Annotated in this window: 20 protein-coding genes; 13 read left to right on the top strand and 7 right to left on the bottom strand. The window is 66.9% G+C overall.

Annotation, left to right across the window (positions count from 1 at the left end):
* Positions 1 to 42: 42 nt before the first annotated feature.
* On the bottom strand, positions 43 to 687 hold the full coding sequence (locus QX039_RS14655; RefSeq protein WP_315735186.1) for a J domain-containing protein: 645 nt from the start codon (positions 685 to 687) through the stop codon (positions 43 to 45).
* A 110-nt stretch (positions 688 to 797) separates the two neighbouring features.
* Between QX039_RS14655 and QX039_RS14650 the strand changes: the two genes are divergently transcribed.
* Positions 798 to 1,067: a BolA family protein gene (locus QX039_RS14650; protein WP_315735188.1), complete on the top strand. Its 270-nt coding sequence runs from the start codon at positions 798 to 800 to the stop codon at positions 1,065 to 1,067.
* Between the two features lie 7 nt (positions 1,068 to 1,074).
* Here QX039_RS14650 and QX039_RS14645 read toward each other — a convergent pair whose 3' ends face one another.
* The 3 genes from QX039_RS14645 to QX039_RS14635 all read right to left on the bottom strand — a co-directional run bounded on the left by QX039_RS14645 (position 1,075) and on the right by QX039_RS14635 (position 4,263).
* On the bottom strand, positions 1,075 to 2,379 hold the full coding sequence (locus QX039_RS14645) for an HlyC/CorC family transporter (protein ID WP_315735190.1): 1,305 nt from the start codon (positions 2,377 to 2,379) through the stop codon (positions 1,075 to 1,077).
* A gap of 73 nt (positions 2,380 to 2,452) precedes the next feature.
* Positions 2,453 to 3,601 (bottom strand): 3-dehydroquinate synthase, encoded by a 1,149-nt coding sequence (gene aroB, locus QX039_RS14640; protein WP_315735192.1) that lies wholly within the window; start codon positions 3,599 to 3,601, stop codon positions 2,453 to 2,455.
* Complete coding sequence (locus QX039_RS14635; protein ID WP_315735194.1) at positions 3,598 to 4,263, bottom strand: shikimate kinase; 666 nt, start codon at positions 4,261 to 4,263, stop codon at positions 3,598 to 3,600. The genes aroB and QX039_RS14635 overlap by 4 nt, the downstream gene beginning before the upstream one ends.
* 154 nt (positions 4,264 to 4,417) lie before the next feature.
* Here QX039_RS14635 and QX039_RS14630 point away from each other — a divergent pair, with 154 nt between their 5' ends.
* The 7 genes from QX039_RS14630 to QX039_RS14600 all read left to right on the top strand — a co-directional run bounded on the left by QX039_RS14630 (position 4,418) and on the right by QX039_RS14600 (position 12,240).
* Complete coding sequence (locus QX039_RS14630; RefSeq protein WP_315735738.1) at positions 4,418 to 4,564, top strand: histidine kinase; 147 nt, start codon at positions 4,418 to 4,420, stop codon at positions 4,562 to 4,564.
* A gap of 171 nt (positions 4,565 to 4,735) precedes the next feature.
* Positions 4,736 to 5,692, top strand: coding sequence for a site-specific tyrosine recombinase XerD (gene xerD, locus QX039_RS14625; RefSeq protein ID WP_315735196.1), 957 nt, complete (start codon positions 4,736 to 4,738; stop codon positions 5,690 to 5,692).
* A gap of 219 nt (positions 5,693 to 5,911) precedes the next feature.
* Positions 5,912 to 6,874 carry an acetyl-CoA carboxylase carboxyltransferase subunit alpha gene (locus tag QX039_RS14620; protein WP_315756907.1) on the top strand — a complete coding sequence of 321 codons (963 nt, stop codon included), beginning with the start codon at positions 5,912 to 5,914 and terminating at the stop codon, positions 6,872 to 6,874.
* 294 nt (positions 6,875 to 7,168) lie between these two features.
* Complete coding sequence (locus tag QX039_RS14615; RefSeq protein WP_315735200.1) at positions 7,169 to 8,650, top strand: L,D-transpeptidase family protein; 1,482 nt, start codon at positions 7,169 to 7,171, stop codon at positions 8,648 to 8,650.
* Between the two features lie 845 nt (positions 8,651 to 9,495).
* Positions 9,496 to 9,960, top strand: a complete 465-nt coding sequence (locus tag QX039_RS14610; RefSeq protein WP_315735202.1) for an Rrf2 family transcriptional regulator — start codon at positions 9,496 to 9,498, stop codon at positions 9,958 to 9,960.
* Positions 9,950 to 10,657: a class I SAM-dependent methyltransferase gene (locus QX039_RS14605; RefSeq protein WP_315735204.1), complete on the top strand. Its 708-nt coding sequence runs from the start codon at positions 9,950 to 9,952 to the stop codon at positions 10,655 to 10,657. Before QX039_RS14610 ends, QX039_RS14605 begins: the two co-directional genes overlap by 11 nt.
* Before the next feature lie 263 nt (positions 10,658 to 10,920).
* Complete coding sequence (locus QX039_RS14600) at positions 10,921 to 12,240, top strand: hypothetical protein (protein ID WP_315735206.1); 1,320 nt, start codon at positions 10,921 to 10,923, stop codon at positions 12,238 to 12,240.
* Positions 12,241 to 12,297: 57 nt separating this feature from the next.
* On the opposite strand, the gene QX039_RS14595 is transcribed toward QX039_RS14600, so the two are convergent.
* On the bottom strand, positions 12,298 to 13,188 hold the full coding sequence (locus tag QX039_RS14595) for a hypothetical protein (RefSeq protein ID WP_315735208.1): 891 nt from the start codon (positions 13,186 to 13,188) through the stop codon (positions 12,298 to 12,300).
* Positions 13,189 to 13,361: 173 nt separating this feature from the next.
* Here QX039_RS14595 and QX039_RS14590 point away from each other — a divergent pair, with 173 nt between their 5' ends.
* Positions 13,362 to 13,484 carry a hypothetical protein gene (locus tag QX039_RS14590; RefSeq protein ID WP_315735210.1) on the top strand — a complete coding sequence of 41 codons (123 nt, stop codon included), beginning with the start codon at positions 13,362 to 13,364 and terminating at the stop codon, positions 13,482 to 13,484.
* Between the two features lie 131 nt (positions 13,485 to 13,615).
* On the opposite strand, the gene QX039_RS14585 is transcribed toward QX039_RS14590, so the two are convergent.
* Complete coding sequence (locus QX039_RS14585; protein ID WP_315735212.1) at positions 13,616 to 14,797, bottom strand: substrate-binding domain-containing protein; 1,182 nt, start codon at positions 14,795 to 14,797, stop codon at positions 13,616 to 13,618.
* A gap of 185 nt (positions 14,798 to 14,982) precedes the next feature.
* Here QX039_RS14585 and QX039_RS14580 point away from each other — a divergent pair, with 185 nt between their 5' ends.
* From QX039_RS14580 to QX039_RS14570, 3 genes are all read left to right on the top strand, one after another.
* Entirely contained in the window at positions 14,983 to 15,426 is a 444-nt protein-coding gene (locus QX039_RS14580; RefSeq protein ID WP_315735215.1) for a MarR family winged helix-turn-helix transcriptional regulator, read from the top strand.
* A 315-nt stretch (positions 15,427 to 15,741) separates the two neighbouring features.
* Complete coding sequence (locus QX039_RS14575; protein WP_315773196.1) at positions 15,742 to 17,649, top strand: acyl-CoA synthetase; 1,908 nt, start codon at positions 15,742 to 15,744, stop codon at positions 17,647 to 17,649.
* Positions 17,650 to 17,711: 62 nt separating this feature from the next.
* On the top strand, positions 17,712 to 18,221 hold the full coding sequence (locus QX039_RS14570; RefSeq protein ID WP_315735218.1) for a GNAT family N-acetyltransferase: 510 nt from the start codon (positions 17,712 to 17,714) through the stop codon (positions 18,219 to 18,221).
* Positions 18,222 to 18,355: 134 nt separating this feature from the next.
* Here QX039_RS14570 and QX039_RS14565 read toward each other — a convergent pair whose 3' ends face one another.
* The gene (locus QX039_RS14565; RefSeq protein ID WP_315735220.1) at positions 18,356 to 19,381 is read right to left on the bottom strand and encodes a glycerophosphodiester phosphodiesterase; all 1,026 of its coding nucleotides are present in this window, start codon (positions 19,379 to 19,381) and stop codon (positions 18,356 to 18,358) included.
* 211 nt (positions 19,382 to 19,592) lie between these two features.
* On the opposite strand from QX039_RS14565, the gene QX039_RS14560 reads away from it, so the two are divergent.
* The gene (locus QX039_RS14560; protein ID WP_315773195.1) at positions 19,593 to 20,891 is read left to right on the top strand and encodes a flavin-dependent oxidoreductase; all 1,299 of its coding nucleotides are present in this window, start codon (positions 19,593 to 19,595) and stop codon (positions 20,889 to 20,891) included.
* Positions 20,892 to 21,049 lie beyond the last annotated feature (158 nt).

Below are 21,049 nucleotides of genomic sequence, written 5' to 3'. Positions count from 1 at the left end.
CCGTCGAGCGCGACGCGCGGCAGCCTCGCGCGCTGTCGCGCATCAGCCCTTCACCACCGTCTTCAGATAGTTGTAGGCCTTGATGATCTCGATCAGGCGATCCTCGGTGGAGCGGTCGCCGCCATTGGCGTCGGGATGGTGCTGCTTCACCAGCGCCTTGTACTTGACCTTGACGTCTTCGAGCGTCGCATCGGGACCGAGGCCCATCACCTGCAGCGCCTTGCGCTCGGCGTTGAAGACCTTGCGCGTCTCGGCCTTGGGGGCCGACTGGGGATCCGGACGCCAGCTGCCGCGGCCGTTGATCTCGGCGAAGACGCTGAACGGATCGGCGGCATCGCCGAGATCGCCCTCGGCGCTGCCGGTGCCGCGCTTGGCCGACGTGTTGGCACCCATCTTCCAGGTCGGGCGATGTCCGGTCAGCGCATCCTTCTGATAGCGCGCGACCGCCTCGGCGTTCATCCCCGAGAAGAAATTATAGGACTGGTTGTACTCGCGCACGTGGTCGAGGCAAAAGTGCCAATACTCGCGCACGTTCTCGCGTCCCTTGGGCGCGCGGTGCGAGCCCTTGTTCTTGCAGTCCGGCCACTGACAGGGCTGGGCCTCCTCGCGCACCACCGGCTGCCGCGCAGCCTGCTTCTTGGGCTTGATGCGGATGGAGTCGAAGAATTTGTTTGAATCGATCGGCATGGCGGACTTTGACTACGCAACGCCGAAAGCTTCAAGTCTTGACATTGCGAATACCTCTGGCGGGGACCGCCGATTGACGAAAAATAATTTGATGCGTATTTCCAGAGACCATGCGGACCCGAGATGCTATCATCGAAAAGTTGCGCGAAGCTTTCTCGCCGGAAAGCCTCGATGTTCAGGACGAATCACATCTGCACGAAGGCCATATGGGCCATCAGCCGAGCGGTGAGACCCATTTCCGCGTGTATATTGTGTCGCAGGCCTTCGCCGGCAAGAGCCGTGTCGATCGCCACCGCCTGATCAACGCCGCATTGGCAGCGGAACTTGCCGGCTCGGTGCACGCGCTCGCGCTGCATGCGAAGGCGCCGGGCGAGGTTTGATCCCCAATTAGAACGCCGTGCCCGCACGGCGCGGCCGCGTCTCCTCGGTTTCGCCGCGGGGCACCGGTACGATGCGCAGCGCGGTGATGCGATTGCGCTCCCGGCGCAGCACGCGAAAGCGGAAGCCGTAGAACGTGAAGCTCTGGCCGCGCTCGGGGATCGAGCGCGCCTCGTGAATCACGAGACCTGCGACAGTGGTCGCCTCCTCGTCCGGCAGCGTCCAGTCCATCGCGCGATTGAGATCACGGATCGGCACCGAACCGTCGACGACGACGGATCCGTCTGGCTGCACGCGCACGCCGGCGACCTGCACGTCCTGCTCGTCGGAGATGTCGCCGACGATTTCTTCCAGGATGTCCTCGAGCGTGACGATGCCTTCGACCTCGCCATACTCGTCGACCACGAGCGCGAAATGCGTCTTGCGGCGGCGGAACGCTTTCAGCTGTTCCGACACCGAACGCATCTCCGGCACGAACCAAGGCGGCAGCGCCAGCGAGGCGACGTCGATGTGCGACACATCGCCCTCGGCGGCGCGGATCGCACGCAGCAGGTCCTTCGCATGCAGCACGCCGATGATGTTCTCCGGCGTCCCGCGCCATAGCGGGATGCGGGTATACTCGGTGGCGAGCACCTCGCGCACCAGTTCCTCCTGCGGCAGGTCCGCATTCACCATCACCATCTCGGTGCGATGGACCATCACGTCGGACACCTGCAATTCGCGCAAGTCGAGCAGGCCGCCGAGCATGTCGCGGTCCTGCTTCTCGACCTTGCCTTCATGATGTAGGAGATCGACGGCGCCGCGCAGGCGTTCGGTCGGCGACAGGATCGGCTGATTGGCCCCGACCTTGAAGCCGATCAGCCGCATCAGCCCACGCACGATCGCTTCGATCACGGCCAGCACGGGACCGAGCACGATCACGGCGGCCCGCATCGGTCTGGCAACCGTGAGCGAGACGCGATCGGGCGCATTGATCGCGATCGTCTTCGGCAGCACCTCGGCGAAGATCACCACCAGCGCGGTCATCACGCCGGTCGCATAGAGCACGCCGACCTCGCCGAACCAGGCGGTGAAGATGCCGGTCGCCAATGCGGAAGCGGCGATATTGGCGATGTTGTTGCCGAGCAGCAGCGCGCCGATCAGCCGCTCGCGCATGTCGAACAGGCTCGACACCACGTCGGCGTCGCGATTGCCCTGCTTCGACAGCCGCAGCATCGAGGCGCGGGAGGCACCGGTCAGCGCGGTCTCGCTCAGCGCAAAGAAGGCAGAGGCGGCGAGGAGGATGATGACGACGGAGAGTGTGATCCAGTCCATGACGCCGATGTCGCTCTGTAGGGAGGCCGCCGATGATCCGTTGGCACTGCTCAACACGGCGTAAAGCCCGGGATCAGCTTCTGCTGCGCAATTTGGCCTGCAGGAAGTCGCGAACGCGCGCCGGATCGACGTCCTTCGCGATGACGGCGCGGCCGATGGCTTCCATCAGGATGAAGGTGAGCTTGCCCCGCTTGACCTTCTTGTCCTGCGCCATCAAGGCCAAAAGCCGGTCGGCGTCGCCGATCCCCTCCTGGGCGAAGCCGGCGATATCCTGCAGATGGGTCGGCAGACCGACCGCGGCAAGGTGACGCTCGATGCGTGTGACGTCGTCGGGCGGCAGCATGCCGAGCTCGGCCGAGAACTGCGCCGCCAGCACCATGCCGACCGCGACGCCCTCGCCATGGAACAGCCGGTCGGAGAAGCCGGTCACGGCCTCCAGCGCATGGCCGAAGGTGTGGCCGAGATTGAGCAGCGCCCGATCACCGGTCTCGCGCTCGTCGCGGGCGACGATCGCCGCCTTGGCGCGGCAGGAGGTTGCAACCGCGTGCTCGCGCGCCGCACCGCCCTTGACGACGTCGGCGTGGTTGGCTTCCAGCCAGGCGAAGAAGCTGGCATCGCCGAGCAGGCCGTATTTGGCGACCTCGGCATAGCCGGCGCGGAACTGGCGCGGCGACAACGTGTCGAGCACCGCGGTGTCGGCGATCACCAGCACCGGCTGGTGGAAGGCGCCGAGCAGGTTCTTGCCCTGCGGCGAGTTGATGCCGGTCTTGCCGCCGACGGAGGAATCGACCTGCGCCAGCAGCGAGGTCGGGACCTGCACGAAGTCGACCCCGCGGCGCAGGATGGCGGCCGCGAAGCCGGCGAGATCGCCGACCACGCCGCCGCCGAGCGCGACGACGAGGTCGTTGCGCTCGATCTTGGCGGCGATCAGTGCCTCGCTGACCTTCTCGAGGCCGGCATAGGTCTTGGAGCCCTCGCCCTCCTCGACCACGATCGTGGACGACGGGATTCCCGCCTCCGCCAGGATCGCCTCGGTCGGCTTCAGCCAGTGCGCGGCCACGGTGCGGTCGGTGACGATGGCCGTCCGGACACCCGGCCGCAGCGCCGAGATGCGCTGGCCAAGCGAGGCGATCACGCCACGGCCGATGACGATGTCATAGGCGCGCTCGCCGAGCGCGACGTCGACGATCATCGGATCGGAATGCTTCAGTGGTGCCGTCATCGGAGCGCGCCCATCGCCTGCGGAGGATCGGATTGAACTGGATCGGGTTGTGGTCCGGTGGGCCTCGCCGCGGTCTCCGGTGGAGAGAAGAACGCCTGCAGCGCCTCCAGGCAGTCCTCGACGACCCGGTCGTGCGGCACGTCGCGCGAGAAGATCGTGAGGTCGGCGAGCTGGTAGACCGGCTCGCGCTCGGTCAGGAGCCGCGCGACCGTGCCTTCGGGATCAGCCGTCTGCAGCAGCGGGCGGTCGGCCCGCCGCCGGACGCGGCGCATGATCACGTCGGCATCGGCCTTCAGCCACACCGAGACCGCCTTCTCCTGGATGCGCCGCCGTGTATCCTCGCGCATGAAGGCGCCGCCACCGGTTGCCAGCACCGCCGGACCATTTTCGAGCAGGCGGGCGATCACCCTCGCCTCGCCGTTGCGGAAATAGTCCTCGCCGCGCGACTCGAAGATTTCCGGTATGGTCATGCCGGCTGCGGTCTCGATCTCGGTATCCGCATCGACGAACGGCAGCCGGAGCCGCGCCGCGAGCCGCCGGCCCACGGTCGATTTGCCGACCCCCATCATGCCGACCAGCACGATCAGCCGCTTGCCGAGGCCTGCGAGAATCGCGGCCTCCTGGGCGACAGGTCCAGATGCTGGTTGCGTCGGTTCGGTCATTTCTCCGCTTCTAACCCAGGCCCTGCTGCTTTCAAAGGCATCCTGTTCCGCTCCCCGAGCCAAGGCGAGCTGCCCGGTCTGCCGACGGGCTTGCAAGGCCGATGCGAACATGTTGGATGAAACCGTTCCCTTTCTGGTGGCCTGCGCGACCGACATGCCCAGCCTGTTCCGCTTCCTGACCGTCATCGCCATCATCGTCGGCGTGGTCTATGGCGCGATCTACGCGCTGGCGAATTTCGTCAACCCGAAGCCGCGCGAGATGACGGTGACGATCCCGCCGGACAGGTTCCAGAAGAGATGATCGGCACCGCTGCGGCGAACCGAAAAGCCACAGGGCATTGATTAAGAATTTTACGATTGTCTGAGGCGGCCGGGCGCCGCGATATCGGCCAGATTTGCAGTCACCGCTCGCCGTGCCGGCACGAATACCTCGTAGTGATTCGATCGCCTCGGACGCAGCGGATTTCACAACATGAAGGTCAAGGCCTCCGACGCCAGGCTGATGAGCCTGTTCCTCGACATGATGGCCGCCGAGCAGGGTGCCGGTCAGAACACGCTGGACGCCTATCGCCGCGACCTCACCGATCTCTCCGACTTTCTCGGCGGCAAGGCCAACGGCTTCGCCACGGCCGACACCCAGGCATTGCGCGACTATCTCGCCGATCTCGACACCAGGGGCTTCAAGTCCTCCAGCGTGGCGCGGCGGTTGTCGGCGATGCGACACCTGTTTCGCTTCCTGCTGAGCGAGCGCATCCGCAGCGACGATCCCGCCGCGATCCTGTCCGGCCCGAAACGCGGCCGGCCGCTGCCCAAGGTACTGTCGATCGGCGATGTCGACCGGATGCTGACCCGCGCGAAGGAGCTGAGCGAGGGCACGGACGCTTCGCCGGCGCAGCGGCTGCGCGCGCTGCGGCTGTATTGCCTGCTCGAGGTGCTCTACGCGACCGGCTTGCGCGTCTCCGAGCTGGTGGCGCTGCCGCGGACGGCCGCCCGCAACGATGCCCGCATGATCGTAGTGCGCGGCAAGGGCAACAAGGAGCGGCTGGTGCCGCTGAACCAGGCCTCGCGCCAGGCGATGGCCGACTATCTCGCCGCCCTGGATGCGTTGAAGCCCGAGAAGAAGGCCAGCGCGACGTTCGGCAAATGGCTGTTTCCCTCGTTCGGCGAGAGCGGCCACCTCACCCGCCAGCACTTCGCCCGCGACCTCAAGGAGCTGGCGGTGGCGAGCGGCCTGCCAGCCCGGCTGGTGTCGCCGCACGTGCTGCGCCATGCCTTCGCCAGCCATCTGCTGCACAACGGCGCCGACCTGCGCATCGTCCAGACCCTGCTCGGCCACACCGACATCTCGACCACCCAGATCTACACCCATGTGGTCGAGGAACGGCTCAAGAGCCTGGTGCGCGACCTGCACCCGCTGGCCGAGACCTGACGTCGCTTCACACCTTCCCGAAACCAAATCCGCCGGCGTGACGCCCGGCCGGCTTGACTTCGCGCCCGTCTGCCCCGAAAGAGCGCCATCCTGCCCGCGATCCCGGCGCGATGCCGGGAGGCTGGGCACCGATCGTACCCTAAGCTCCTGAAGTCCTTCGGCTTCAGGTCCGAAGGCCGAACCGATTTCGTCTCCCAGCGCTCTTCCTTCAGCTCTTCCATGCCGGATCCCATGCGCAGCTACCTCGATTTCGAAAAGCCTGTTGCCGAGCTCGATTCCAAGGTCGACGAACTCCGGGCGATGGCCGCCTCCGGCACCGATATCGGCGAGGAGGTCAGCCGGATCGAGGAGAAGGCCGGCCAGGCGCTGGCCGAGCTCTACGCCACGCTCACGCCATGGCAGAAGACCATGGTGGCCCGCCATCCGCAGCGGCCGCACTTCACGGACTTCGTGGGCGGGCTGATCACCGAGTTCACCCCGCTCGCCGGCGACCGCAAGTTCGGCGAAGACGCCGCTTTGCTCGGCGGCTTCGGCCGCTTCCGCGGCGAGCCGATCTGCGTCATGGGCCAGGAAAAGGGCGCCACCACCGAATCCCGCCTCAAGCACAATTTCGGCATGGCCCGCCCGGAAGGCTACCGCAAGGCGGTCCGCCTGATGGAAATGGCCGAGCGGTTCGGCATCCCCGTGCTGTCGCTGGTGGATTCCGCCGGCGCCTATCCCGGCATCGGCGCCGAGGAGCGCGGCCAGGCCGAGGCCATCGCGCGCTCGACCGATGCCTGCCTGGCGCTCGGCGTTCCCAACGTCGCGATCATCACCGGCGAGGGCATGTCGGGCGGCGCCATCGCGCTGACCACCGCCAACCGCGTCCTGATGCTGGAGCATGCGATCTACAGCGTGATCTCGCCGGAAGCCGCCTCCTCGATCCTCTGGCGCGACGGCACCAAGGCGCAGGAAGCCGCCAACAGCATGAAGATCACCGCCCAGGACATGCTGCGCTTCGGCGTGGTCGACACCATCCTGAAGGAGCCGGTCGGCGGCGCCCACCGCGATCCCGCGGCGATGATCGCGGCCACCGGCGAGGCGATCGCCCAGGCGCTTGACGAGCTGAAGGGCCTCGACGCCGACGCCATCCGCAAGCAGCGCCGGCAGAAGTTCATCGAGATCGGCCGTAAGCTCGGCTGAGCGGGCGGGAGCCGAGCGCTCGGCGCTCGCGGTTTTGTGAGTCTTTCCAGCCGTTTGGCCGCATTTCGGCCCCGCCGGCGGGCTCTGCTGTTTAGAAGTTGTTGACCAAAGCGGCCAGGGCCTCGCGGCTCCACCGGAGCGCGGGTTGCGGGTCGTGGGGTCAAAGGCTACAATTTTAATCAATGGTTTGACGGCATGACGCAGGGTCGACCCGTGATTTATCCAGCTTTCGGGCCGATCGGGTGAGATGAGACTGGGGTGTTGCGGCATGCCGGGTTTGCGGGGAGCATTGTCTTGATCAACCGCGCTTTCGTCCGGGTTCTGATGACCTCGGCGGTGTTGGCCGCCGGTGCGCTGCTGACGGGTTGCAACAGCGATCAGGTCGCGCTCGCCACCAACGCCAAGGCCAACCAGCCGGTGTCGCCGAAGCTCGTCGCGACCATGGGCGAGAAGGACATGGATCTGCAGTCGCCGATCCTGGTCCGCGTGTTCAAGCAGGAGGCCGAGCTCGAGGTCTGGAAGCAGGACCGCTCCGGCAAGTTCGCGCTGCTCAAGACCTATCCGATCTGCCGCTGGTCCGGCGACCTCGGACCCAAGGTGCGCGAGGGCGACCGCCAGGCGCCGGAGGGTTTCTACTCGATCAATCCGAGCCAGATGAATCCGCAGTCGGCCTACTACCTGTCCTTCAACACCGGCTATCCGAACGCCTTCGACAAGGCGCTGGGCCGCAGCGGCTCGCAGCTGATGGTGCATGGCGACTGCTCCTCGCGCGGCTGCTTCGCCATGACCGACGAGCAGATCGCCGAGATCTATGCGCTTGGGCGCGAGTCGTTCTTCGGCGGCCAGCGGGCCTTCCAGTTCCAGGCCTATCCGTTCCGGATGACGCCGGTGAACATGGCCAGGCACCGCAACAATCCGAACATGCCGTTCTGGCGCATGATCAAGGAAGGCTACGACCATTTCGAAGTCACCCGGCAGGAGCCGAAGGTCGACTTCTGCGAAAAGAAGTACGTCTTCGACGCCCAGAAGCCGCCGGGCGCGACGCATGATCCGGTGTTCGACGCCGCCGCCAAGTGCCCGGCCTATGTCGTTCCCGACGAGATCACCGCCGCCGTGCGCGACAAGCAGCAGGCGGACGAGGTGGAATACGCCAAGCTCGTCGCCAAGGGCACGCCGGTCGCGAAGCTCAACACCGGCATCGATGGCGGCATGAATCCGATCTTCGCCAGCCGCGTGCCGGGCGCCTCCACCGGCCTGTCCGATGCCGGCGAAGCGCCGGGACTGTCGCTCGCCAACTTCTCGCCGGCGCCAGGCACGATCCCCGGTCATGTCAACCCGCCGCGCGCGCCCGGCGCCGACGAGGTCGCCGCGATGCCGGCCAGTGCGACTCCGGCTCCCGCAGCGGCGCCCTCCACCCGCGTGGCAGCCGTCAGTGCGCCGGAGAAGCCGAGCTTCATGTCGAGCCTCGCCCGCAAGGTTGGGATCGGCGGCAATGCGGCGGCCGACACCAAGGCTGCGACGGCGAAGCCCGAGACCAGGACCGCGGAGGCCAGGCCCTCGGAGATCAAGCCCGCCGAGATCAAACCTGCGCCCAAGCCGGTCGCGGCCAAGCCGGCCGAGGCCAGGCAGGCTGCCGCGCGGCCGCCGTTCAAGCCCGCCAGCAGCGACGCGCCTACCACCACGGCGCCGGCACAGACCCAGACCGCACTGGTCTCCGGCGCCGTCCCGGTGCTGCAGTCGAACTCGTTCGACAGCCGGTTCGCAGGATTCAAGTAAGCCCGACTATCGAAGCCGTCGTCAGTCGCGCGGCCAGGCGTGACCGATTTGAGTGGCCAATTGCCTGCCCGGCCGTCATTGCGAGCGCAGCGAAGCAATCCAGAGTCCCACCCGAGCCCTGGATTGCTTCGCTGCGCTCGCAATGACGAAGACATGCGTTCCTGTTCTCGCGGCGCCCCTGGCGTCCGAGTGATCCATCGATCTCACCCTCCGAAGCGAGGGTGCAGGGAAGGCCGGACCTCGACTGAGGCCCGTGGCCCGCCTGCGAAAAAAATGCAGGCGGCAGGTACCACAGGTCCAGCCGGACGACCCGGCCCTCCCTGCGCGATAGTCTTAACGGCTGCTTCGCGATCTCCCTGGGGACCGGGCTGTCTTGCCCCCATCACCGGCGAGATGCGCGGGGCATCATCAGCCGACTTGACCTCAGCATCGGGAGGCCAGGACCACGCGACTTGACCGTGCGAGCCGATGTTGTTCGTCCGCGCGAATGATCACGCTGCAAACCGGCCCGCCCATCGCATCCCGCACTCCACGCTTCGTGACGACCGCGCAGCGCCCCTCGTCGATGAGGCGGGACGAACGGAATAAATCACGAAATTCCGAAAACGAGAAGCGGCATATTTTTGCTAAGGGGACTGGACAGCCCAAATCAGCTTGAACGCGCAGGAAAATTCAGTTTTTGCGCGCAGCGCATTTCTCATCGCTGCGAGGCATGGACCCGCCCGCCGCACGCGGGACGCAGGACCGAATCGCCCGACGGGCAGAGGCGCCGGCGTCGTCGCCCAAGCCTTCATGGCCGGGCCGGCCGGTTGACGGCTGGAATATCATGCCATATTAAAAGTTACATGAGACCCAACAGCCAGTTGTCCGGCATCCTGCACGTCCTGCTCCACATGGCGGAGCACGACGGTCCGGTCACGTCCGAGGCGCTCGCAGCGATGATGCAGACCAATCCGGTCGTGATCCGCAGGATCATGGCCGGCCTCCGGGACAGCGGCTATGTGCGCTCCGAGAAAGGCCATGGCGGCGGCTGGACGCTCGCCTGCGATCTGGCGACCGTCACCCTGCGCGACGTCTATGATTCACTCGGGCGCCCGTCGCTGTTCGCCATCGGCCATCGGAGCGAGACTCCCGACTGCCTCGTCGAGCAGGCGGTCAATGCGGCGCTCGACACCTCCATCCGGGCCGCCGAGACCTTGCTGCTGTCCCGTCTCGGCGCCATCACGCTGGCGGCGCTGAGCGCTGATTTCCACGACCGCCTCGAACGACGGAAGCGACCCCGCAAAGGAGACATTTGTCATGCCGGCTGACATCGCCGACGGCGCCCAGCAGTTCATCCGCGCGTTTTCCGATCCCGAGTTCGTCGCGCGCTACACGGATGGTCCGCGGCGCTTCGTGCCCGGTCTCGACGGGCTGCACCGGATGACGGCGGTCCTGCTGGCCGAGCGGGCGCCCGAACACGCGAGGGTGCTCGTGCTGGGCGCGGGCGGCGGGCTCGAGCTCAATGCGTTGGCGGAAGCGCAACCATCGTGGACCTTCGTCGGCGTCGATCCGGCACCGCAGATGCTGCGACTCGCCGAACGCACGCTCGGCCCGCGGACGAGCCGGGTCGAACTGATCGAGGGCACCATCGACGACGCGCCGGCCGGCCCGTTTCACGCGGCGACATGCCTGCTGACGCTGCATTTTCTGGCAGCGCCGGAACGGTTGCGGACAGTCCGCGCCGTGCACGACCGGCTCCGCCCTGGAGCGCCGTTCGTGGTGGCCCATAGCTGCCTGCCCAACGAGCCAGTCGAAAGGTCGCTGTGGCTGGATCGGTACGCGGCCTATGCCGTTGCGTCCGGCACAGACCCCGAGCAGGCCAGGACGATGCGCGCGACCGTCGATGCCAGCGTCAACATGCTGAGCCCAGGGGAGGATGAAGCCATCCTGCGTGACGGCGGCTTTCGCGATGTTCGTCCATTCTTCACAGCGCTGACCTGGCATGGCTGGATCGGCCACGCCTGAACCGCCGCCGAGCATCACGCCGATGCCGCCCTGAACGATCGCGATCAGGGCCTGCTAATTAGTTGCCCGGCCTGCGCCGGCATCCGCGCATGTCCCTCCCTGCGCCCCCCGAAGAGGTGGATGACGCGGCTTACGGACAGGCTTCCACCGGAGCCCTGCCACGTCTCAGCTTGCGTGACGTCGCGCACGGAGCGCGGGGCCGCGATCTGCGACAAACGGCGCCGTCACCCGAGGCGAGGTGACGCAACCGAGAGGAGCAGGTCATGAGCTTTTGGGATGATATCGGAGATGCCGTCAGTTCCGCCGTGGACGACGTGAAGGACGTCGCGAAGGATGTGGCGGGTGCGGTCGGCGGCGCGGCGGGCGCCGTGGTCCATACGGTCGAGCACGTCGCCGGCGATGCGGCCCATGCCGTGGGCAGCGTGGTGCACGGCATCGGCGCGCTCGGCGGCGAGGCCATCCATACCGTGGGTGGCGTGCTCGGTGCGATCGGGCACGGTGCCGAGGCGATCGGCGGCGGCCTGCTTCACACCGTAGGCGACGTGGCCTCGACCGTGGTCCATGTCGGCGGCGACGTCCTCCATACCGGGATCAACGTCGCCGGCGACGTGGCGTCCGGGGTGGGCCATCTGGTGCATGGTGACATCGACGGCGTCATCAACGACGTGAAGCATATCGGCGGCGACATCGTCGACGGCGGGCTCAAGGTCGGGGGCGACGTGGCGCATGGCGCCCTCGACGTCGCTGGCGACCTCGCACACACCGCGGTCGGCCTCGGCGAGGCCGGGTTGGAGGCGGCCGGCGCGGTCGGCCACGGCGCGCTCGGCATGGCCGGCACCATCGTCGGAACGGCCGGCGAGGTCGGCATGGACGCGCTCGACGCCGCAGGCGCGGTGGTGAAGGGCGGCTTCGACGCCGGCGTGGCGGTGGCCGACGGCGCCATCGGCGTGGTCACCGACACGGCGTCGGCGGCGGGCCACCTGGTCGGCGGACCGATCGGCGAGGCGATCTCCGGCATCGCCCACGGCGCCGATGCGGTCGGCACCGGCATCGTCGATGGCATCGGCCATTTCGTCGGCGAGGGTCTCAACGGGCTGGCACAGACCGCCGGCGATTTGAGCCACTCGCTGGGGCAGCAGCTCGACGCGATCGGCCACGACCTGGGCTCGCTCGTCAACGACCTCAGCCATGGCGATCTCGGCGCGGCGATCGGCGATATCTTCAAGCTGGCCCAGGACGGCCTGCGCAGCGACGGCAGCATCCAGATCGCTCATGCGGGACAGGACGGCGGCAGCCATGGCGGGTTCTGGGACTCGATCGCGCAGGCGATCCATCAGTCCGGCGACAACGTCCAGGGCGGCCAGGGCCCCGGCCCCGGCTTCCCCGGCCCGTTGCACGGCGAGGGCTCGTCGCACAACCCGATCATCGTCGACAATTTCGGCGACCATGGCCATGCGGGCAACACCGGCATCGTGCCGCCGAATTTCGACCACGCGCCGGTGGCCGTGCACGACGCGCCGCACGCCGACTACAGCCACATCGTCCAGATGGACGATTCGCATCACTTCGCGATGCATGGCTGAGACACCGGCGCTCAGCCGGCAGGCATCCCGCCGTGACCGTCACGGCGGGATGTCGCGTCAGGACCGATCGGCGGCGTGCTGGACGATGGCCGGCGGCGCGCCGATCGCCTGCGCGCGATCATGCGGCTGATCGTTCATCGCCGAGAGCGCACACAGCGCCAGCGAGCCCCAGACAGCGGCGCTGAAATACAGCGACATCCAGGCGATCTCTTCCTTCCAGTGCTCGAACTCGTGGGTGACGGTCCAGCGCGTCGCGGAGTCGCGCAGGCCGACGAGCGGATGCAGCAGCGGCGTGCCGGCGGCGCGCTCGATGCGCCAGCGCTTCACATACATCGGGACATCGATCACGACGAGGAAGGCGAGATAGCAGGCGACGCCGACGAGGCCAGCGATCAGAAGCCCGCGCACCATACCGTCGAACTCCGGCAGCAGCCGGCCGAGGCCGATGCCGACGAACAGGAAGGCCACCGCCCACAGCGAGTTCTCGATCGCGTTGTAGAGGAAATTCCTGGTGACGACCGCGTACCAGGAACAGATCTCGGCAACGACGATCAGCGGCACGATGATGCGGGCCATGTTGACCGCGGTCTCGGCATCCGCGATCGCGCCGAGCTGCGCCAGGATGATGGCCCATTGCGCCGCGAAGGCGATCTCGGCGATGGTCGCCACGGTGCGGCCGACGAACACGCTCGACAGCCAGCTGTCGACCAGACAGATGCGCTGCACGTCGGCGCGCGGCAGCACCGAGCGGAAGGCGCAGCCGAACACATAGGCCGCCGATAGCACCAGCATCGAACCGGTCTGGGAAGCCTGGCCCAGGGTATTGCTGCCGCCGTTGAGCTGGCGGTACAGGATGAACCAGAACACGATGTTGGCGAGGCTGACGAGCGTCAGCATGGCCCACCACAGACCGACCGGGTTCGACAGGGCTCGCGACTGCGCACGCATCCGGGCACTCCAACTTTCATGTGACTGACATTTGATCGTATTAATTCCGTCACGGAGCGGCAACCCGTTCCGGCCACGGAGGGTCGCAAAAGGCCGTGTGCCGGCGAGCCCTGCGGCCGGCGTCGGGAGTTGCCCGAGTTCCTTGCAGGAACCCGAAGGCGATCGGCGTCACCGTGGCGATGGACGATTTCGGCAAGCCGATGCTGCAGGAGGCCATCAGCAGGATGATTCGTTTGGTCGGAGGTACGCCGGCGGCTGCCGTCGACGTGCAGGCCAAGAAGGCTGCGGCCGCGTGACGGCAGATCTTGTCATCGTGATTGCCTTGCGGCTGAACTGAACAGGCGGCCGCGAATGTGATGGCTCACCCTCCCCTGGAGGGGGAGGGTGACCCCGGCACGCAGCCCGGCCAAGCTCGGCGCAGCGTTACTCAGAACGTCCGGATGATCTTGAAATCGAGTCCGTCAGCCGCGGCGAGATGCATCGCCATGCCGGCCCGGCCCTGCCGGATCGTCACCTCGCCGCGCGCGCCGGAATAGACGATGTTGCGGCCGGCGGCGGCGAGCGGTCGCAGGGATAGCGAGCCGGCGCGCTCGGCGGCCGCCTTGAGAAAGCGCAGGCCCTCGTAGTTCGACTGGCCGACCGATCCGACCGGCGGCGCATCGGCGCCGAACATCGCGGTGTAGCGGCTCATGAACGCGTCATTGGCCTTGGAGCCGATGCAACTGAAATAGCCGGAGGCCGAATACAGGTTCTCGGTGTTGTCGGCGCCGATGCCGAGCAGCACCGTTTCGTCCACCGCGCCGGCGAGACGCAGGGTGGTCGCGGCGAGGCCCGACTCGCCGAACGCGCGATTGAAGGTGATGCTGTCGGTGCCGATCAGCGAGATCAGCACGACATCGGGCCTGGCGGCGCAGATGCGCGCCAGATGCGCCTCGTGATCATCCTCGCCGACCGGCACGAACTCCTCGCCGACCACCTGGCCGCCGGCCTCGGTGATATAGGTCTTGGTCTGAAGGTGGGACTGCCAGGGCCAGACGTAGTCGCTGCCGATCAGATACCAGCGCCGGGCGCGCTTGTTCTCCGCCAGCCAGTGGATCGCGGGGCGGGTCTGGCTGTGCGGCGTCTCGCCGATCGCCATCACGCCGGGCGTGCGCTCGCCGCCTTCATAGACCGGCGTATACACATAAGGGGTGCGGCCGCGCGTGAGCCGGCGCAGCGCCAGCCTGACGGCGCTGATATGCGAGCCCATCACGACGTCGATGTCGTCGAATTCGAGCGCATCCCTGGCACGATCGGTCACCTCGTCCACCGGCCCGCCGGAATCGTAGAACGACAACTCGATCTCGCGCCCGAGAATGCCACCGTGGCGGTTGATCTCGGACACCGCGAGCAGCGCGCTGTTGGTCGCGGCCGGCCCCCAGATGCCGGGCGACCCGGAGAAGGTAAGGAAATTGCCGATGCGCAGCCGGTTCTGGGAGCCGCGCCGCTGGAGACGGTCAGGATCGAACGGGGCGAGTGCGGGAAGGCCGGCCCGCCGGGGCGGGCTCCTGAACAGCAGGGATGGCGGCAGACTGAGACGCCCGGCCGTGACAGATCCTGTCGAGAGCACACCCACTCCTTGGCCGCAACCGTGTCTGGCCCATTGTGGACCGGCGGTCATACGCCGTCAAAATCAGCACGCGTTCGGCAAATATCCTATTCGAAAATGTTGAATGTTCAAGAATTGGGATGCATATAGATCGGGCAGCAACTGCCGGACATTCATTCAAGTCGGGACCGCAAGCGAAATTCACCGTGGCCAAACCGCCCCATCCCAACACCCCCCTCACCGAACATCTCGCCTACCTGCTCGCGCAAGCCAACCGGGAGATCAACCGGCAGCTGGAGTCGCGCCTGAGCACCGAGGGCGTGCCCGTCGAGCAGTGGCGCATCCTCAAGGTGCTCTCGGACGGCGAGGGGCACTCGATGGGCGATCTCGCCGACGCGGTGCTGCTGAACCACCCGACCCTGACCAAGATGATCGACCGCATGGTGTCGGACTCGCTGGTCTACCGGCGCCAGGACGCCCATGACCGCCGCAAGGTGCTGATGTTCATCAGCGATCATGGCAAGGCGCTGTGCAAGCGGCTGAACTCGCTCGCCGCCAGCCAGGAGGCGCACATCCTGGAGAATTACGGCGACAAGGCCACCGGCGAGCTGAAGCGGCTGCTGGAGAATCTGATCGACGCGGCGAGCTGAGCGGCTGCTGTAGGGTGGGCAAAGGCGCGCCGAGCTACTGATTTGACTAAGACTGACTCTCGCACCGAGCACGCCGATGGACGGTGGGCACGGCGCGTTGACTGCATACCGCGGAGCAGCACCGGTGGACGCGCCTTTGCCCACCCTACCGCATCCCGCCTGCGGCAATGTGGCGGCAGGCCCGGCAACGCCGGGATAGACGCAAGACGAATCCTCCCTCATCCTGTCCTCTGACGATCGCGACGAACGGGCCACAGAGCCCGCGCGCGATCCCCGGCCATGCCGGACGAGGACACGACACAGGGAGGACAGGCCATGGGCATTCATCTGCTCGATCGCGCCATCGGCAGCGAGTATCCGACATTCGCCAGCACGGCTGACATCCGCGCTTTCGAACAGATGCCGTACAATGAACGGATCGCCGCGCAGAGCACCTACGAGGCGCTCAAATGCGGCGCCTCGGTCAACCCCGACGCGCCGGCGATCCAGTTTCTGCAAAATGCCGATCCGGCCGATACGCCGGTCGTGATCTCCTATCGCGACTTCATCGCCAGGGTCACCCAGGCCGCCAACATGTTTCATGCGCTCGGCGTCGGCCCCGACGACGTCGTCAGCTTCATGCTGCCCTTGGTGCCCGACGCCTTCGTCACGCTGTTCGGCGCCGAAGCCGCCGGCATCGCCAACCCGGTCAATCCGCTGCTGGAGCCGCACCAGATCGCCGAGATTCTCGATGCCGCCAAGACCAAGGTGCTGGTGGCGCTGGGCCCCCTGCCCGGCACCGACATCTGGCAGAAGGTCGAGAAGGTCCGAGGCAGCCTCAAACACCTCAAGGCGATCGTGCAGGTGCATGGCGGCGGCGGTGATCCGGCGAACGGCATCCACGCCTTCAACGACCTGATCAAGCCGCAGCCGGGCGATCACCTGGTCAGCGGCCGGCAGATCAAGGCCAGCGATACCGCGGCCTATTTCCACACCGGCGGCACCACCGGCACGCCGAAGCTGGTGCGGCACAGCCACGGCAACCAAGTCTACCAGGCCTGGGGCATCAACCTGGTCCTGAAAGCCAAGCCCGGCGGGACGCTGCTGTTCGGCATGCCGCTATTCCATGTCGGGGGATCACTGACGCAGGCGCTGCAGACCCTCTCCGCGGGCGGCAGCCTCGTCGTGCTCTCCGGTGCCGGCTGGCGCAATCCGAATGCGGTGCGCAACATCTGGGGCCTGGTCGAGCGCTTCAAGCCGGAGACGCTGTCGAGCGTGCCGACGGTGCTGGCGGCGACGCTGGCGGTGCCGCAAGGCGCGGCCGACATCTCCAGCCTGCGCTATGCCGCCGGCGGCGGCTCGGCGATTCCGGTCGCCGTGGGGCAGGCGATCATGGACAAGCTGAAGCTGCCGGTGATCGAAGTCTATGGCATGACCGAGACTGCGAGCGTGCACACCATGGCCTATCCGGACCAGCCGATCCGGCTCGGCTCGGTCGGCCTGCCGCTGCCCTATGCGCAGGTGCGCATCGTCAAGCTCGATGCCGACGGGCGCTACGAGCGCGACTGCGCGGCGGATGAGATCGGCGTCGTCATCATGGCCGGGCCCGGCGTGTTCTCAGGCTATCTCGACGACGCCCACAACAAGGGCGCGTTCATCGACGGCCATTGGGTGAACTCCGGCGATCTCGGCCGGCTCGATGCCGACGGCTTCCTCTGGATCACCGGCCGCGCCAAGGACCTCGTGATCCGCGGCGGCCACAACATCGATCCGGCGCCGATCGAGGAGATTTTGTTTCAGCATCCCTCGGTCGGCTTCGCCGCCGTGGTCGGCCAACCCGACGCCTATGCCGGCGAGCTGCCGATCGGCTACGTCCAGCTCAAGCCGGGGGCTGCCGTGCAGCCGGGCGAGCTGGAGGACTGGGTGCGCGCCCGCACGCCCGAGCGCGCCGCGGTGCCGGTGCAGATCATCCCGATCGACCCGATGCCGGTCACGGGCGTCGGCAAGGTGTTCAAGCCGCAATTGCGCTGGGACGCCGCGACGCGCGTGTTCACCAAGGTGCTGTCGCAGGTCACCGACCGCGGCATCGATTGCAGTGTGAAGGTCGGCCCGCACGGCAGCCACGGCAGCATCGCGACGGTGACGTTGCGCAACGTGCCTGCGGAGACCCGCGAGGCGGTCGAGAACGAGGTGCACACCTTGCTGGCGCCGTTCGTGATCCGGCACGAGGTGGTGATGGGGTGAGCCGCGATTCGGCGTGAGACAGCCGTCTCGGCATTTGATCGGGACGGTGGTGCTCTGGCACGATGCTGACGCGCTTCGTCACGTTTGCCAGGCCGGAGACGATGAACCCAACCGACATCACCATCGCGATCGAAGATGCCAGACAGGCTGATGTGGCCGACCTCATCGCGGAGGCCAATGCCTATCTGCGGACGCTATACCCTGCTGAAAGCAATCATCCCGTCGATGCCCACGCGCTCTCGGTGCCCGGAGCCGCATTTTTTGCCGCCCGTCGTGACGGGACGCTGCTCGGATCGATCGCCCTTCGGCTCATCGGTCCAGGACATGCCGAGATCAAGCGATTGTTCGTCCGCGAAACCGCCCGCGGCTGTGGGCTCGGACGCAGGCTCCTCGTGACATTGGAAGACGAGGCCCAAGGTCGCGGGCTTGGCCGCGTGAGCCTCGAAGTGGGCATCAGACAGCCGCAGGCGATCCAGCTCTATCGCAGCTCCGGCTATCAGGATTGCGGGCCGTTCGGGATCTACCGACTCGATCCGCTCAGCCTGTTCATGACCAAACGGCTGGTGGCTTGACCAGGCTGACCCGAACGGTGCTTGGGTGTCCGGATGCATCGAACGTGCAGTCAGGGGGAGTGACGAAAGGTCGGACGACAAAGTATCCCCCAGGCGGCGGCGCCTCACCCCGACGCGTGAGAGCTCTCGGCTCGCTACTCCGGATGCGCCTTTGGCTTCGTCGGTTGCATCCGCAGCTCACCCGTTGGATTTGCTACCCCCTTGTCGGCGGCAACCTTGCGCAGCACATCCGGCCGGTCGGAGATGATGCCGTCGACGCCGTCATCGATCAGTTGCGCCATGTCCGCGGGCCTATTGACCGTCCAGACCACAACCTCCAGGCCAAGCGCATGCGCCTCGGCAATCACCTCCGGCGTGACATCGGTAAAAAAGGGCGACCACACCTTGCCGCCGGCCGCGTGAATCGTCCGCGGCAGCGAGCCGCCGTGATCGGCGGGGTTGAAGCCCGCGGTCCAGCGCGTCGCCTCGGTCGGCGACACCGTGGGCGTCTTGCCGCTTTGCCGTGACAGATAGACGGTGGAGATCCTTGGCGCGCGCTGCTGCACCAGTTGCAAGGTGCGCCAGTCGAACGACTGGATCATGACCCGGTCGGTGAAGTGCTCGGCCTCGATCAGGCCGAGCAGCAGGGATACGAACCGATCGGGGTCCGGCGCTTCATTCGGGAGCGCTGGATCGAGCTTGGTCTCGATGTTGAGGCGCACACGATCCTTGCCCGAGCCCCTGACGAGATCGATGACCTGCTTCAGGGTCGGAATGCGCGGCGGCGGGACGTCCCCGGAGATCACCTGCTGCTCCGGAAACTGCCTGGCGTAGTCGCTGCCGGGACGGATCTGGCCGACGTCGTAGGACTGCACCTCCGCAAGCGACAGATCGATCAGCAGCGGCCCCGGCGGCGCAACGTAGTTGCCATCGGGGGCGCGGGCGAGATCGGGATTGAGCCGTCGCTCATGCGAGACCACCAGCACGCCGTCCTTCGTGACGCCGACGTCGAGCTCGAGCGTGTCGACATGAAAGGCCAGGGACATCTTGAAGGCCTGCAGCGTGTTCTCCGGATACAGCGCGCGCCCGCCGCGATGGGCCTCGATGTCAAAGGCCATGGCAGGGCTCGCAAGCCCGAGCAGCAACAGAGCCGCGGTGAGGAACAGGGTGGGACGGTGCATGGCACCAGCCTACCACGGCCGCGCGGAATGCCCATTCCCCTTGTCTCCGCCGGGCATCTGAACTAGGCCTTTCACCATCGGACCAGCCGACAACGCTGGCCAAGGACGGATCGAAGGGAGGCGATCCGCACGCGCAGCAGCGCCGTGCCTGCATCCCTTTGCCCCTCCTTTCGCGTTCTGCCTTCGAGTTCACGTGCGACGGACCATGCCCATGACCGACCTTCCTGTCATCATCGCCGGCGGCGGCATCGGCGGCCTCGCGACCGCGCTCACGTTGCAGCAGATCGGCGTGCCCTGCGTCGTCCATGAGAGCGTGCGCGAGATGCGGCCGCTCGGGGTCGGCATCAACCTGCAGCCCAACGCGGTGCGGGAATTGTACGACCTCGGCATCTCGGCCGGCGATCTCGACCAGGTCGGCGTTCCCGCGCGCGAATGGGCGCTGGTCGGGCTGAACGGCAACGACATCTATTCCGAACCGCGCGGCCTGCTCGCCGGCTACGACTGGCCGCAATATGCCGTGCATCGCGGCAAGCTGCACATGCTGCTGTACAGCCGGCTGGTGGAACGCGCCGGCGCTGGAAACGTGCGGCTCGGCAGCCGCGTTGCGGGCTACGAGAAGAACTCGGACGGATCGGTAACGGCCCGCATCGAGCATGCCGATGGATCGCGCATCGAGACGCGCGGGCGGCTGCTGATCGGCGCCGACGGCATCCACTCGGCCGTGCGCGCGCAGATGCACCCCTCGCAGCCGCCGATCCATTGGGGCGGCGCCGTGATGTGGCGCGGCGTGACCTGGGCGAAGCCGATGCGCACGGGATCGTCCTTCGTCGGCCTCGGCACCCATCGCCACCGCGTCGTGGTCTATCCGATCTCGCATCCCGACCCGAAGACGGGGCTGGCGCTGATCAACTGGATCGCGGAAGTGACGATGGACAACACCGAGGGCTGGAAGCAGACTGGCTGGTTCCGCCAGGTACCGGTGACGGAGTTCGCGCATCATTTTGCCGGCTGGACCTATGACTGGCTCGACGTGCCCGCGCTGATCGCCGGCGCCGACGGCGCCTATGAGAACCCGATGATCGACCGCGATCCAGTACCGACCTGGGTCGACGGCCCGGTGGCGCTGATGGGCGACGCCGCGCATGCGATGTATCCGACCGGCTCCAACGGCGCCAGCCAGGCCATCGTCGACGCCCGCGTGCTCGGCGCCTGCCTGCTCGCGCACGGCGTCACGCCGGCTGCGCTCGCCGCGTACGACGAGAGACTGTGCGGCCCGATCTCACAAGTCATCCTGCGCAACCGTGGCGCCGGCCCGTTCGGTCTGCTCAACCTGGTCGACGAGCGCTGCGGCGGGACGTTCACGAACATCGACGACGTCATCCCACCGGCCGAGCGCGAGGCGTTCATGGCCGGTTACAAGAAGGCCGCGGGATTCGCCATCGAGCAGTTGAACGCGGCGCCGCGGACGATTGCGGAAGGCGCGCGCGTTGAGGTGGTGAAGGCCGCCTGATCCGAACTCAGCTGATGCCACGAGCAAGCACGCGACGCAGCAGCGCGACTGTTGACCTTCCATGACTTGTTGCTGGCAGAGTTAGAGTTTATGAGTTGGGCAGTGTAGATCGCAGCATCGATTGGGACCCAACGGTTGGCCGGCAAGTCAAGCTCTGC

This window comes from Bradyrhizobium sp. SZCCHNR1043 (genome assembly GCF_032489675.1).
Lineage (GTDB): Bacteria > Pseudomonadota > Alphaproteobacteria > Rhizobiales > Xanthobacteraceae > Bradyrhizobium.
Note: the sequence above shows the minus strand (reverse complement) of the source record. Positions and strands in the feature narration are given on the sequence as shown.